Annotated in this window: 11 protein-coding genes and 1 pseudogene; 4 read left to right on the top strand and 8 right to left on the bottom strand. The window is 74.9% G+C overall.

Annotated elements, in window-relative coordinates; genetic code table 11:
* Positions 1–4 precede the first annotated feature (4 nt).
* Positions 5–586, bottom strand: a complete 582-nt coding sequence (locus tag ACJOT3_RS23940) for a TetR/AcrR family transcriptional regulator (RefSeq protein ID WP_406975348.1) — start codon at positions 584–586, stop codon at positions 5–7.
* Positions 587–655: 69 nt separating this feature from the next.
* Between ACJOT3_RS23940 and ACJOT3_RS23935 the strand changes: the two genes are divergently transcribed.
* Positions 656–1,522: an NAD(P)H-binding protein gene (locus ACJOT3_RS23935; RefSeq protein ID WP_406975347.1), complete on the top strand. Its 867-nt coding sequence runs from the start codon at positions 656–658 to the stop codon at positions 1,520–1,522.
* A 48-nt stretch (positions 1,523–1,570) separates the two neighbouring features.
* Here the strand turns inward: ACJOT3_RS23935 and ACJOT3_RS23930 are convergent, their stop codons facing one another.
* The 4 genes from ACJOT3_RS23930 to ACJOT3_RS23915 are packed head-to-tail and all read right to left on the bottom strand — an operon-like array spanning position 1,571 to position 6,607.
* The gene (locus ACJOT3_RS23930) at positions 1,571–3,181 is read right to left on the bottom strand and encodes a dipeptide ABC transporter ATP-binding protein (RefSeq protein WP_406975346.1); all 1,611 of its coding nucleotides are present in this window, start codon (positions 3,179–3,181) and stop codon (positions 1,571–1,573) included.
* A complete protein-coding gene (locus ACJOT3_RS23925; RefSeq protein WP_406975345.1) occupies positions 3,178–4,035 on the bottom strand; it encodes an ABC transporter permease in 858 nt (285 codons plus the stop codon). The genes ACJOT3_RS23930 and ACJOT3_RS23925 overlap by 4 nt, the downstream gene beginning before the upstream one ends.
* Positions 4,032–4,994 carry an ABC transporter permease gene (locus ACJOT3_RS23920; protein ID WP_406975344.1) on the bottom strand — a complete coding sequence of 321 codons (963 nt, stop codon included), beginning with the start codon at positions 4,992–4,994 and terminating at the stop codon, positions 4,032–4,034. Before ACJOT3_RS23920 ends, ACJOT3_RS23925 begins: the two co-directional genes overlap by 4 nt.
* The gene (locus tag ACJOT3_RS23915; protein ID WP_406975343.1) at positions 4,991–6,607 is read right to left on the bottom strand and encodes an ABC transporter substrate-binding protein; all 1,617 of its coding nucleotides are present in this window, start codon (positions 6,605–6,607) and stop codon (positions 4,991–4,993) included. The genes ACJOT3_RS23920 and ACJOT3_RS23915 overlap by 4 nt, the downstream gene beginning before the upstream one ends.
* Before the next feature lie 256 nt (positions 6,608–6,863).
* Between ACJOT3_RS23915 and ACJOT3_RS23910 the strand changes: the two genes are divergently transcribed.
* Positions 6,864–7,742, top strand: coding sequence for an aldo/keto reductase (locus ACJOT3_RS23910; protein WP_406975342.1), 879 nt, complete (start codon positions 6,864–6,866; stop codon positions 7,740–7,742).
* 76 nt (positions 7,743–7,818) lie between these two features.
* Here the strand turns inward: ACJOT3_RS23910 and ACJOT3_RS23905 are convergent, their stop codons facing one another.
* Positions 7,819–8,340, bottom strand: coding sequence for a GNAT family N-acetyltransferase (locus tag ACJOT3_RS23905; protein WP_406975341.1), 522 nt, complete (start codon positions 8,338–8,340; stop codon positions 7,819–7,821).
* A 292-nt stretch (positions 8,341–8,632) separates the two neighbouring features.
* On the bottom strand, positions 8,633–11,839 hold the full coding sequence (locus ACJOT3_RS23900; RefSeq protein ID WP_406975340.1) for a bifunctional cytochrome P450/NADPH--P450 reductase: 3,207 nt from the start codon (positions 11,837–11,839) through the stop codon (positions 8,633–8,635).
* 122 nt (positions 11,840–11,961) lie between these two features.
* On the opposite strand from ACJOT3_RS23900, the gene ACJOT3_RS23895 reads away from it, so the two are divergent.
* Positions 11,962–12,573: a TetR/AcrR family transcriptional regulator gene (locus ACJOT3_RS23895; protein ID WP_406975339.1), complete on the top strand. Its 612-nt coding sequence runs from the start codon at positions 11,962–11,964 to the stop codon at positions 12,571–12,573.
* Here the strand turns inward: ACJOT3_RS23895 and ACJOT3_RS23890 are convergent.
* Positions 12,570–13,319 carry a thioesterase II family protein gene (locus ACJOT3_RS23890; RefSeq protein WP_406975338.1) on the bottom strand — a complete coding sequence of 250 codons (750 nt, stop codon included), beginning with the start codon at positions 13,317–13,319 and terminating at the stop codon, positions 12,570–12,572. The genes ACJOT3_RS23895 and ACJOT3_RS23890 overlap by 4 nt on opposite strands.
* 335 nt (positions 13,320–13,654) lie before the next feature.
* Between ACJOT3_RS23890 and ACJOT3_RS23885 the strand changes: the two are divergent.
* A pseudogene (locus tag ACJOT3_RS23885) lies at positions 13,655–14,095 on the top strand (pentapeptide repeat-containing protein); the annotation flags it as partial.

Below are 14,095 nucleotides of genomic sequence, written 5' to 3'. Positions count from 1 at the left end.
CGCCTCAGGGCCGGGCGGTGACGCCGTTCTCCAGGGTGCGCAGCACCAGGGGGGCCACGGCCTGGGGGGAGAGCCGCCCGGCCCGGGCCCGCTCCAGGCCGGTGAACAGCAGCGCCCACATGACGTGCACCATCCAGGCCGGGTCGGCGTCGGGGTCGAAGACGCCCTCGGCCTGACCGCGCTCGAACAGCCGCACCAGCACCTCGGGCTCCTCCGGCTCGCCGGGTTCGAGCCCGCCGTACCGCTGCGCGGTCGCGGTGTCGCCGAAGGCGAACAGGATCCGGTCGCCGACCTCGACGTGCCCGTTCACCACCCGGCACAGCGCCTCGTCCGCGGGCCCCTCCTCCGGGCGCACCTGCTCCATGACACGGCCGAGTTCGGCGATGGAGTCCTCGAAGGTCGCCGCGACGAGCTCCTCCCGGTCGGGGAAGTAGCGGTGCAGGGTGCTGCGGCCGACGTCGGCGGCCTCGGCGACGGCGGCCAGCGGGGCGTTGCGGTCGCGGCCCAGGACGGTCGCCGCGGCGGCCAGGATGGCGCGCCGGGTCCGGTTGCGGGCCCCCGTCCTCGGGTTGTCGGTGGTCGTCATGGCGACAACCTACCGCCTCCTCCCATAAGGGACTTGCATGTCTCCATAATGGGACATTAGTGTCTCACTATGAGCATTGAGAGTTCCGACAAGATCGAGCACGTCCTGGTGACCGGCGCCGGCGGCACCGTCGGCGGCCTGGTCGTCCCCGGGCTGCTGGAACGCGGCCTGCGCGTCCGCGCCCTGACCCGCGACCCGGCCCGCCGCACCTTCCCCGCCGGGGTCGAGACCGCCGCGGGCGACCTGGCCGACCCCGCGACCCTGGACGGCGTCTTCGACGGCGTCGACGCCGTGTTCCTGTTCGCCGTCGCCGAGACCGCCGCGGAGGTCGTGGACCGGATGCGCCGGGCCGGGGTCCGGCGCGTGGTCGTGCTGTCCTCGACCTCGGTCACCGACGGCGACGACACCGACTTCGGCTACCGCCACCACCGCCCGGTCGAGGAGGCGGTGGAGCGCTCCGGCCTGGAGTGGACCCACCTGCGGGCGGGCGAGTTCATGGCCAACGACCTGGACTCCTACTCCGAGAGCGTGCGCGCCGAAGGCGTCGTCCGCGCCCCGCACGGCGACCGCCCCTGGGCCCCGGTCCACGAGGCGGACATCGCCGACGCCGCGGTCGCCGCCCTGACCGGGCCGGGGCACCACGGGAGGGTGTACACCCTCACCGGCCCCGAGTTGGTCACCGCGGCCGAACGCGCCGCCGCCATCGGCGCGGCCCTGGGCCGCGAGGTGCGGTTCGTGCACCTGGGCAACGCCGAGGCCCGGGAGCTGTGGATCTCCCAGGGCATCCCGCCGGAGATCTGCGACTGGATGCTGTGGGAGGCCCCCGACGACTGGGACCCCGCCGGCCTGATCTCGACCCACTACGAGGAGATCACCGGCCGGCGGGGCCGCACCTACGCCCGGTGGGCGGCCGACCACCGGGCCGACTTCGCCTGAGCCCGCGGCGGCGCGACCCGTCGACGGGGGCCGGTCACCGGGGGCGGGTCAGCGGGGGACGGGGGCTCCGCGGCCCGGGATGGCGGCCAGCAGGTCGCGGGTGTAGTCGTGGCGCGGGTCGGCGAACAGCTCCGCCACCGGCCCCTCCTCCACCACCCGTCCCTCGCGCATCACCGCCACCCGGTGGGCGATGCGCCGCACCACCGCCAGGTCGTGGGAGATGAACAGGTAGGCCACCCCCAGGTCGCGCTGCAACCCGGCGAGCAGGTCCAGGATCTGCGCCTGCACCCGCACGTCCAGCGCCGACACCGGCTCGTCGCACACCACCAGGTCCGGCTCCAGGGCCAGCGCGCGGGCGATCGCCACGCGCTGGCGCTGGCCGCCGGACAGCTCCCGCGGCCTGCGGTCGGCGGCGTCGGCGGGCAGCGCCACCCGCTCCAGCAGCTCCAGGGCCCGGGCCCGGCGCGAGCGCCGGTCCCCCACCCCGAAAGCCCGCAGCGGCTCGGCGACGATCCGCGCCACCGTCATCTTCGGGTCCAGCGAGGAGTAGGGGTCCTGGTGCACCACCTGCACCCGGCGGCGCAGCAGCCGCAGGTCCCGCGCGCCCAGCCCGGCCGGGTCCACCCCGTCGAACTCCACCGACCCCTCGGTGGGCCGGGTGAGCGCGGCGACCATCCGGGCGGTGGTGGTCTTGCCCGAGCCCGACTCCCCCACCAGCGCCAGCGTCTCGCCCGGGTGCACGGCCAGGTCCACCCCGTCCACGGCCCGGTGCGGGCCGAACGCCTTGGCCAGCCCTCTCGCCCGCACCAGCGGGCGCTCCGCGGCCGGGGGCGGCGGAGCCGCCTCCGCGTCGGCGTTCAGTCCGGGGGCGGCGTCGATGAGCGCCCGCGTGTAGGAGTGCGCGGGCCGGGTGAGGACCTCCCCGGCGGGCCCCTCCTCCACCACCCGCCCCTCGTGCATCACCGCCACCCGGTGCGCCCGGTCGGCGGCCACCCCCAGGTCGTGGGTGATGAGCAGCATCGCCAGCCCCTGCTCGGCGCGCAGCCGCTCCAGGTGGTCCAGCAGGCGGCGCTGCACCGTCACGTCCAGGGCGCTGGTCGGCTCGTCGGCCACCAGCAGCCGCGGCCGTCCGGCCAGCGCCATCGCCACCAGCGCGCGCTGGCGCATGCCCCCCGACAGCTCGTGCGGGTGGGCGCGGGCGGCGCGTTCGGGGTCGGGCAGCCCGGCCTGGGCCAGCAGTTCCACCGCCTCCCGGGCCGCCCCGGCCCGGTCGGCCAGGCCGTGGATGCGCAGCACCTCGGCGACCTGGCGGCCGATCCGCTGCACCGGGTTCAGGGCGGCCATCGGGTCCTGGGGGATCAGCCCGACCTCGCCGCCGCGCACCTGCCGCAGCCGGTCCTCCCCGGCGGCGGTGACGTCCAGGGCGGTGCCGTCGCGGCGGGCCAGCACGATCGACCCGTCGATCCGGGCGGGCGGCAGCAGCCCCAGCACCGCGTGGGCGGTGGTGGACTTGCCCGAACCCGACTCCCCCACCAGCGCCAGCACCTCCCCCGGCGCCACGTCCAGGCTCACCCCGCGCACCGCGGGCCGCAGACCCGCCGGGGTCCGGTAGTCCACGCGCAGTCCGCGCACGCTCAACAGGGGTTCGGGAAGGCTCACGGCCGCCTCCTCGTCTCGGGGTCCAGGGCCCGGGCCAGGCCGTGGGTCGACAGGACGGTGGCGATGATGACCAGCCCGGGCAGCGTGGTCAGCCACCAGGCGGTGACCATGTAGTCGCGGCCCTCGGCCACCAGGGAGCCCCATTCGGGGGCGGGCGGGGCGGCGCCGAACCCCAGGAAGCTCAGCGCGGACACCGCCAGCACCGCCTGCCCGAACTGGACGGCGGCCAGCGCCAGCACCGGGGAGGCGGCGTTGGGCAGCACGTGCCGCACCAGCACCCCCGACCACCGGGTGCCCCCGGCGTGCGCGGCCTCCACGTACAGGGAGGTGCTCACCCGCAGCGCCTCGGCGCGGGCCACCCGGGCGAACACGGCCACGAACCCGATGCCGACGGCCACCGCCACCTTGATGGTGCCGAAGCCCAGCACGGTGACCACGGCCATGGACAGCAGCAGCCCGGGCACGGCCTGGAGCACGTCCACGGCCCGCATGAGCACCGCGTCCACGCGCCCGCCGACGAACCCCGACACCAGCCCGAGCAGGCCGCCGGCGCCCAGTCCGATGGCCACGGCCAGGAAGGTGGCGCGCAGGGTCAGCGAGGCGCCGTGCACCACGCGGGCGTACAGGTCGCGGCCGAGCTGGTCGGTACCGAACCAGGCGTCGGCGCCGGGTTCGGCCAGCACCCGGGAGGTGTCCCCGGTGATGGGGTCGTGCCCGGTGAACAGGCCTGGCACCAGCGCCCACCCCAGGAGCAGGGCGAGCACGGCCAGGGACGGCAGCAGGGTCCAGGGCACCCGCCGCACCCGGGCGGTCGCGGCGGTGGGTACCGGGATGCGTGTGGCGGTCGCGGTCATGGGGTCCCTCCGATCCGGGCGCGGGGGCGCAGCTGCACGCGCGGGTCCAGGAACGGGTAGAGCAGGTCCACCAGGAGGTTGGCGACCACGAACACCACCGCGGCGAACAGCACGATGCCCAGCAGCAGCGGCAGGTCCTGGGTCTGCACCGCGGCGGCGGTCAGCCGTCCCACGCCGGGCCGGGAGAACACCGTCTCCACGACGATGGTCCCGGCCAGCAGCTCCCCGGCCAGCACCCCGGTCAGGGTCAGCGCGGGGATGACGGCGTTGCGCAGCGCGTGCCCGAGGTGGACGCGGGTGCGCGAGGCCCCCTTGGCGCGGGCGGTGGCGGCGTAGGGCCGGTCCAGCTCCGCCGCCAGCCCGGTGCCCAGTACCTGGGCGAGCAGGGCGGCGGTGGGCAGGGCCAGGGTGAGGGCGGGCAGCACCAGCCCGGCCGGGGTCAGGTCGCCCAGCGCGGGCAGCAGCCCCCACTGGAACGACACCACCTGGATGAGCAGCAGCCCCACCCAGAACGTCGGCATCGCCACCCCCAGCGGCGGCAGCGACCCCAGCACCCGGGCCAGCAGCGGGGACCGGGTCCAGGTGGCGGCCAGGGCGACGCCGCCGCCCAGCAGCACCGCCAGGCCCAGCCCGGCCCCCGCCAGCCAGGCGGTGGCGGGCAGGGCCTGGCCGATCGCCTCGGTGACCGGGCGCCCGCTGCTCAGCGAGGTGCCCAGGTCGCCGGTGAGGGTGCGGCCCAGCATGGCCAGGTACTGCACGGCCGGGGGTTCGTCGAACCCCCACCGCTCGCGCAGCGCCTGCTCCTGGCCCGCGTCGGCGAACACCTCCTGGGCGCCGCCGCGCAGCATGAGCGAGACGGCGTCCCCGGGCAGCAGGAACAGCAGCGCGAAGGCCAGCGTGTACGCCGCCCACAGCACCACCGCGGCCTGGAGCAGCCGCCGGCCGAGGTAGGCGATCACCCCTCCTCCACCCACGCCTGGTAGAAGCTCAGCCGCGAGGACGCCTCGAACTCGATGTCGTGGACGTGCGGGGCGAGCCCGTGCACCTGGGCGAACTCGAACACCGGGATGGTGTATCCGCTGTCGATGATGTGCTCCTGGGCGCGCCCCACGAGCTCCCCGCGCTCTTCGGGGTCGGCGGCCGCCGCCTGCTCCTCCAGCAGCGAGTCCAGCTCGTCGTCCTGCTCCAGGTTGGTGCGGTTGGTGTACTCGGTGGAGAAGATGATCCGCAGGATGTCGGGGTCGTTGCGGGTGCTGTTGTACCAGACGAAGTCGTACTCGCCGCTGTCCTGGATCGCGGTCTGCTCGGCGGGGGTGGACAGGCGCAGGGTCAGGTCGATGCCGACGGCGCGCAGCTGCTGCTGGATGAGCTCCAGGGCGTTCTCGTTGGCGTTGAACAGGGCGGCGAAGACCACGTCGACCTCCAGGCGGCGGCCGTCGCGTTCGCGGATACCGTCGTCGCCGACCTCCCAGCCGGCCTCCTCCAGCAGTTCGGCCGCGGCGTCGGGGTCGTGGGCGAGCCGGTCGCCCAGGTCCACGGCGTGGTCGGTGACCGCGGCCAGCGGACCGGTGGCCACGGGGTAACGCTCGCTCAGGACGGTGTCGACGACCTCCTGCCGGTCGATCGCCAGCTGGATGGCCTGCACGATCTCGGGGTCGTCGGCCAGGTTCGGCGAGGACAGGTTGGGGTGGAGGTTGAAGGGGAGCCCGGGGTTGGGGCGGGTGAGGATGGCGGTGTCGGTGTCGGCGAACCGCTCCTCGTCCTGGGGCGGGATGTCGGCGATGGCGTCGACCTGCCCCGACAGCAGGGCGCCGGTGCGCACCCCGGCCTCGGGGATGATGCGGAACTCGATCCCGGCCAGGCGGGCGGGGCCGGTGTGGTCGAAGCGCTCCGGGGCCCAGTCGTAGTCGTCGCGCCGGGAGACGGTGACGCTCTGCTCGGGGGTGTACTCCTCCAGCGAGAAGGGGCCCGATCCGGCGTACTCGCCCTGGCAGCGCTGCTCGGGGGTGGTGGACTCCAGGCTCGCCGGGGAGATCAGGCCCAGGGACATGGTGGAGGAGGCCTGGAGGAACTGGGTGTTGGGCGCGTCGAAGTGGACGGTGGCGGTGTGCTCGTCCACGATCTCGGTCCCGGTGTACCCGCCCAGGTAGCCCACGCCCAGGACGGACAGGGCGCCCAGTTCCACGACGGCGTCGAAATTGGCGGCCAGGGCCTCCGCGTTCAGGGGTTCGCCGTCGGAGAAGGTGACGTCCTCGCGCAGGTGGAAGGTGTAGGAGGAGGCGTCCTCGTCGGTCTCCCAGCTCTCGGCGAGCCAGGGCAGGATCTCGCCGGTCTCGGGGTCCTGGTCGGTGAGGGAGTCCACGACCTGGCGGGCGACGTTGAGGCCCTGGTTGTTGCCGACCTGGTGGGGGTCGACGCAGGTGGGGTCGGCGGCCAGGGCGAAGACGAGGGTCCCGCCCTCGACGGGGCCGGTGGGGGCGGCGGCCGAGCCCTGGCCGCAGGCGGCGAGCAGGGGCAGGGCGAGGGCGAGCGCGGTCAGGCGCGTGGGCGTGCGAAGGGGGCGCGCGGGCACGATGCGGCACTCCAGGGGTCGGGGGGACGGTCGGCACTATATTCACAGATTTCCAGTCGGATTAGTAGGTAATTTGGGCCACGGATTTTCCCCGGTCCTTCGCCCGACCTCCTGCGCTCCCCCCGCCGCCCCTCCCCGGACACGGCCCGGACACGGGACCTGTGGCGCCTTGCGGGTGCCGCCGCCTCCTGACATCCTGCCCGGAACACCGGCCCGCCCGCGTCCGCGGCGGCGGCCGCACACGAAAGGGACATCCGTGACCGACCAGCACGACGCGGCGGGCCCCGCCGCCCTCTCGGGGACCCTCGCCCTCGGCGGCGACCTGCCGATCCACCGGCTCGGCTTCGGCGCCATGCGGATCGTCGGCGAGGGGGTGTGGGGTCCGCCCCGCGACCGCGACGAGGCGCTGGCGGTCCTGCGCAGAGCCGTCGAGCTGGGCGTCACCTTCATCGACACCGCCGACTCCTACGGCCCCCAGATCAGCGAACAGCTCATCCGCGAGGCCCTGCACCCCTACCCCGCGGACCTGGTCATCGGCACCAAGGCCGGGTTCGTGCGCACCGGCCCGGGACTGTGGCACCGGCTGGGCCGCCCCGAGTACCTGCGCCAGCAGGTGGAGATGAGCCTGCGCACCCTGGGCCTGGAGCGCATCGACCTGTTCCAGCTGCACCGCATCGACCCCGAGGTGCCGCTGGCCGACCAGCTGGGCGAGCTGGCCGACCTGCGCGCCGAGGGCAAGATCCGGCACATCGGGCTCAGCGAGGTGAACGTGGACGAGCTGTCGGCGGCCCGCGCGATCACCCCGATCGCCTCGGTGCAGAACCAGTACGCGCCCTCCTTCCGGCAGTCGGAGGACGTGCTGGAGCAGTGCGAGAAGGACGGGATCGCGTTCCTGCCCTGGGCCCCGGTGGACCGCGGCGCCCTGGCCGGGGCCGACTCGCCGCTGGCGGCGCTGGCCGCCGAGCGCGGGGTCACCCCGGTACAGCTGGCGCTGGCCTGGCTGCTGCACCGCTCACCGGTGATGGTGCCCATCCCGGGCACCTCGCGGGTGGCGCACCTGGAGGAGAACGTCGCGGCGGCCGCGCTGCGGCTGACCGAGGAGGAGACCGAGCGCATCGGCAGCCACCTCAGCTGAGGCCGCGCACGCGGACGGCCCGCCGGAACCCGTGGAATCCGGGCCCCGGCGGGCCGTCCGCTCCGGTCGGTCCGGGTCAGCCCGGCCGCAGGCGGAAGACCTGGAGCCGCATGTCGTAGTACTTCTCGGTCTCGCCCACCCACTCCATGCCCAGCCGCCGGGCCACTCCGACGGCCCGCTCGTTCTTGGGCCGGGCGACGGCGAAGACCTCTTCGATGCCCTGCTCGAAGGCCCAGGCGATGACGGCCCGGCTCGCCTCGGTGGCGTAGCCCTGCCCCCACACGTCGGGGCGCAGCGCCCAGGTGAGCTCGAAGTCCTCTTCGTAGGGCGGTAGGAGTTTGAGGGACAGGCCGCCCACCAGCTCGCCGTCCTCCTTGCGGACGATGGCCCAGCGCCCGGCGGGCGGGATGAGGTTGGGGCCGGCCTCGATCCAGGCGTGCAGGACCGAGCGCATCGCGCCCGCGTCGTTCACCGGTTGCCACTCCGGCGTCAGCCAGTGCGCCACCTCGGCGGCCCCGTAGATCTTCAGGGCCGCCTCGGCGTCGTCCAGCTCCCACTCCCTGATCTGGAGTCGGTCGGTCGGCAGCTCAAGGCTCATAGCACAACGGTAGCGGCCGCGCGAGCACCGGGACAGGGGTGCGAGGGACAAGAGTGGGCATCCGTTGGGGCAGAGTGTCCTGCCCCCGGCGGGGGTCCGCTTACCCGCCGCGACCCAAGTGGGTGGAAACGGTTCGTCATCCCCTCTTTACCCAGGGTCCCCGGATCGCTTATCGTGGAACCCCGGCCTGGGAGCGCTCCCAGTCGTGGGGGGCGCCGCGGTCGACTCCCCCGCCACCAGACCGGGACCTGCGCCCGGGTCCGCCGTGGGGGACGGGCCCGGGCGCCTCGCCTCACCCGGCCCACACGTCCTCGGTGTAGCGGCCCCGTGCGATCAGCGCCTCCAGCCAGGCGCGGGCCTCCCCTTCGGTGCACCCGGTGGCCTCCTGGCGCACGCGGGCGAAGGCCGCACGCACGCCGGGGGCCATGGCCCGGCCGTCGCCGCACACGAACACGCGCCCGCCCGCCTCCAGCAGTTCGTGCACCCGGCCGGCCTCGGCGAGGATCCGGTCCTGGACGAACCGCGCCCCCTGCCGCGGGGCCGCCGAGAACACCGGGAACAGCTCCACCGCCCCGGCGCGCTCGGCCGCCTCCAGCTCCTCGCGGTGCAGGTAGTCGGCGTCGGGGTGGTCGCAGCCGAAGAACAGCAGCGCCCGGCCGCGCCCCCCGCGGTGCACGCGGTCGGCGACCGCGCCCCGGAAGGGGGCCAGGCCGGTGCCCGCGGCGACCATGAGCACCGGCACGTCCGGGTCCGCGGGCACCCGGAAGGCGTCGGCGGCGGGCAGGACCCGGGCGGGCACCTCGTCCCCCGCTTCCAGTGCGGCCATGAAGTGCGAGGCGGTGCCGCGGTACTCGCCGGTCCCGGAACGGTGCGGGGCCCTGAGCGGGGAGACCATCAGGTCCACCGCGCCGGGGTCGGCCGCAGCGCCGGAGGAGACGGAGTAGGAGCGCGGGGCCAGGGGCGCGAGCATGCCCAGGTAGTGCTCGAAGGGCAGGGCGCAGGCCGGGTGCTCCTCCAGCAGGTCCAGGACGCTGCGCCCGGCGGAGCGGTCCGCGGGCTCGGGGACGTCGGCCGGGGCGGCCGGGTCGGCAGGGTCGGCCAGCTCGGTCAGGGCCCGGGCGGTGAAGGGGCAGGGGGTGTGCTCGGCCAGGGTCCGCACCTGCTCGCGGGTGGCGGGGGCCTGGAGTTCGACGGCCCCGGCGAGCAGCTCGCCCAGGGGGATGGGCCGGTCGACCGGGAGCGCGGGCCGCACGCCCCGGCGGGGTTCGAGGCGGACGGTGCGGCCGGGGTCCACGCCGAAGCGGGCGACGACCCGGTCGACGAGGGCGCCGGGGTTGCGGGGCAGCACGGCCAGGTGGTCGCCGGTGCGGTAGGAGGTCCCGGCGGGCAGGGCCAGGCGCACGAACCGCTTGGGGCGCCCGGCGGGGTGGTCGGTGTCGGCGAGGTCGCGGGCCTCCAGCACCCGCATGGGCCGCAGCCCGTGGCGCTCGGCCAGGCCGTCCAGGGCGGTGGCGGGGGCGTCGACCAGCGTGTAGGGCGGGGCGCCGACGGCCTCCGGGTCGGGGGCCGGTCCGGCCCCGGCGGGCTCCCCGTAGGAGTCCAGCAGGGCGCCCAGGGCGCGGGCGGACCAGTCGGCGACGGCGGTGGTGAAATCGCCGGAGGTGTCGGCGGCGGCCCGGTCGGCCAGGCGTTCGGCCCCGGCGGCGTGCAGGAGGTCGTCCACCCGGGCGGGGACGTGCTGGTAGGTGGCCGACCAGTTGCGGTCGCCCACGCCCAGGACGGCGTAGCGCACGCCCGCCAGGCTCCCGGGTTCCAGGGTGGGCAGCCAGTCCAGGAAGGCGGCCGCGTCGTCGGTGGGGCGGCCGTTGTAGGAGGCGGTGACGACCAGGAGCGGCCCGGGGGCGAGCGCGTCCAGGGCCGTGTCCAGGGCGGCCACCCGGGGTGCGAAGCCCGCCTCGGCGGCGTCGGCGGCCAGGTCGCGGGCCAGCCCGGCGCAGGTGCCCAGGTTGGAGCCGTACAGGACGGTGAGCGCGGTGCCGGGGGCGCGCCGCACGGCCCCGCCCGGGGCGGCAGGGGTTTCGGCGGCGGGTGCCGGGGCCCGGCGCCGGTCGGCGGCGGTGCGGTGGCGCAGGTGCAGGGTGAACCCGTCGGGCTTGATGGTGAGGGTCTCCTTGACCCTCAGCTCGTAGCGGGCGTGGTCCAGGAACCGGAACCGGTGCACCAGCAGGCCCAGCACCAGGACCGCCTCGTGCAGGGCGAACTGGCGGCCGATGCAGGCGCGCTCGCCGCTGCCGAAGGGCTTGAACAGGTGGGCGGGGCGCTCGCTCTCGCGTTCGGGCGAGAACCGGTCGGGGTCGAACAGCTCGACGTTGTCGCCCCAGCCGGGGTCGCGGTGCAGACCCGGGGTGAGGATCAGCAGGCCCTCGCCCTTCGCGACGCGGTAGCGGCCGCCGATGACGGTGTCCTCCAGCGGCTCGACGGCGTAGGCGGGGGCGGTGGGCCACAGCCGCAGCGACTCGTTGAGCACCTGGCGCAGGTACCGCAGCCGGCCCACGTCGTCGTGGCCGGGGTCGGGGCGGTCGGTGTCGCCCCACAGGGCGTCGACCTCGGCGCGGGCGCGGGCCAGCACCTCGGGGTGCTTGACCAGGTGGTGCAGGGCGAAGGACAGGGCGCCGCTGGTGGTCTCGTGCCCGGCGATGAGGAAGGTGATGACCTGGTGGCGGATGTTGACGTCGTCCAGGTACCGGCCGGTGGCCGGGTCGGGGGTGTGCAGCATGCGGCCGAGCAGGTCGCCGGTGGAGGTGTCGCCGCTCGCCCGGCGGGACCGGACGACCTCGTCGACGACCTCCTCCATGTAGGCGATGTCGCGGTGGAAGGCCCGGTCGGCGGCGGCGAAGAGCGGGCCGGTGCCGGGCAGCCGGAAGGAGTGCTTCTGGGCGTGCGCCAGGGCCCGGCCCAGGGCGGCGATGAACGGGTGGGGTTCGGGGCGGCCGAAGGAGTCGAAGTCGAACCCGAAGCCGCAGCGGCCGATGGTGTCGAAGGTCAACCGGGTCATGTCGGCGGCGACGTCGACCTCCTCGCCCGCGGCGGCCCGGTCCCAGGAGGCGGTCAGGCTCCGGGCGACGTCGAGCATGGTGCCGTGGTAGCCGCGCATGGCGCCCAGGGAGAAGGCGGGCAGCAGGACGTCGTGGGCCCGGCGCCAGTTGGGTTCGTCGCCGTAGGCGGTGAACAGGCCGTCCCCGGCCAGGGCGCGCAGGTACTCCAGGTCCTGGTGGACGTTCTTGCGGAACCGGGTCTGGTCGGAGAGCTCGGCGACCAGGTCGCCGCCGGTGACCACGATCAGGCTCTGGCCGGGCAGGCGCATGCGCATGATCGGGCCGGTCCGGCGGGCCAGCTCCGTGAACTCCCCGATGCCGGTGTCGAGGTCGAGCAGGTGGCCGAGCAGCGGCAGGCCGGGCGGTTCGGGGACGGCGACGGTGTCCGGGGTGGTCGTGGTCAACGGGAGGCCCCTTCGGCTCGGTCGGCCACGCCTCCCCCAGAGGCGTGCAACCGACTTTGTCACATGACCAAGTTAACCAACTATGTCAAGTGACAAAGTCGCGCGTTCGATAGCATGGAGGCATGGCCCACATCTCCGCCGCCGAGCGGCGCCCCCAGCTCATCGATGCCGCGATCGACCTCATGCGGCGTGAGGGGGTGGCGGCGGGCAGCACCCGGGCCGTCGCGGCGGAACTGGGTGTGGCGCAGATGACCGTGCACTACGTGTTCGGCTCCAAGGCGGAGTTCACCCGGGCCGTGTTCGAGGAGCTGGGCCGCCGCATCATCGACCAGGTGCGGCCGATCGCCGAGCACCCGGCGCAGGGCGGGTTCGCCGTGTCCCTGGCCCGCACCGTGCGGGTGCTGTGGCGGGTCAGCGTCGAGGACCACGACGGGGCCGTGCTGTGGGACGAGCTGTCGGTGCAGGCGCTGCGCGACCCGGTTCTCAGCGAGGTCTACACCGAGCACGCCCTGGACATGCACCGGGTGACCACCGAGCTGCTCACCACCCTGGCCGAGCGCACCGGCACCGCTCTGGTCACGCCGGTGCCGGTGGTGGCGCGGTTCTTCCTGGCCGCGTTCGAGGGGTTGCTGTCCCAGCACCTGGCCGCCCCCGACCCCGAGGCCGAGCGGCTCTGCCTGGAGCAGATCAGCGCGGCCACCGTTGCCCTGGCCGTGGGCGGCCTGGCCGCCTAGGCGTCGACGCCGACGGCGGCGCGCACGTCGGTGACCAGCCGTTCGGCCACCTCGCCGATGCGGCCGACGAAGTAGAAGTGCCCGCCGGGCAGGGTGTGCCGGGCGAGCGGACCGGCCGTGTGGCCGCGCCAGGCGTCCATGCGCGCGGGCGGCATCCCGGCGTCCTCGGCCCCGGCCAGGGCGGAGACCGGGATCGGCAGCGGCGGGGTGCCCGGGCGCGGGCGCCAGGTGTCGACGAGCTCCAGGTCGGCGCGGATCAGCGGTTCGGCGGCCCGCCACCGCTCGGGGTCCTCCAAGGTGGCCGCGGGGGTGCCGCCCATCCGGGCCAGCCCGGCGCGCAGGCGGTCGGCGGGCAGCAGGTGGCGGGGCTCGTCCCACTCCGGGCCCGGCTCCGGGCTCCAGGCCGAGGCGCCCAGCCAGGCGGGCGCGGGCCCGCCCCGCGCCAGGGCCAGCCGCGCGATCTCGTAGGCGGCCAGCGCGCCCATGCTGTGCCCGAACAGCCCGAAGGGCCGGTCGTGGTCGGCCACCAGGGGGTACAGGTGCCGGGCCAGCGCGCGGGCGTCGCGGAACGCGGCCCCGGCGTCCTCGCGGCCGGGCGCCTGGAGCAGGCACATGTCCCAGTCGGCGGGCAGGTGGCGCACCCACGGGCGGTAGGCCTGCGCCGAACCGCCCGCGTGGTGCAGGACGAACAGCCGGAAGCCCGCCTCGGGCACCGGCCGGATCCGGATCAGGGCGTCCCGCCGCACCGCGCTCCCCCGTCGAAGGTCATGGGTACGGCGTGCCCGCCGCACCAGCGGCAAACCTACCAGCCGGTAAAACTCACTGGTAACACCGGCCGGTAACACAGCCTTGAGGAGCCTCGGGAGCGCACGACACGCGGCGATCACGGGGAGGGGCGCACGGAAGCATCGCACCCACCGGGGGAACGTTCGCACGAACCGGAAACGGACACCGCTCCGCAAGGAACGGGCGGCGGATCGAGACGCCGGTGCACAAGGGCCGGTACACAAGGAAAGAAGCCGCATTGACCACATTCGGCCAACGCGGGACAGGCCACCGGGAGGCGTTCTAGGTTACGCGCATGCCCCTCCCCCGACTCGGCCGCGGGCTCCGGTCGTCGAAACTGCCCGCACTCATCGTCCTGAGCTGGGTCGCAGCGTCCACTCTGATCTGCCTTCTCTCCCTGGCCGCGTGGTGGGCGCTGGATCGACCCGAGTGGCGCCCCGGAGAGGCCATCGGCCCCGGGCAGGCGGGTGAGATCCTGCGCATGGCGTTCGCCGTGGTCGCAGGCCTGGGCGGCACCGCCCTGCTGGTCATCGCCTACAAGCGCCAGAGCGGCGAGGAAAAGAGACTTTTCACGGAGCGCTTCACCACTGCGGTCGGCCAACTGGGAGAGGCCAATGTGGCGGTGTCCCTCGGAGGCGTCCACGCGTTGGCCCACCTGGCCGACGACGCACCGACGCCCGGCCTACGACAGATGTGCGTGGATGTCCTGTGCGCATATTTGAGAATCCCGAAGCCC

The organism is Nocardiopsis protaetiae (genome assembly GCF_045446735.1).
Lineage (GTDB): Bacteria > Actinomycetota > Actinomycetes > Streptosporangiales > Streptosporangiaceae > Nocardiopsis > Nocardiopsis protaetiae.
The sequence above is the reverse complement of the archived record's forward strand: the minus strand, read 5'-3'. Positions and strand labels throughout refer to the sequence as shown.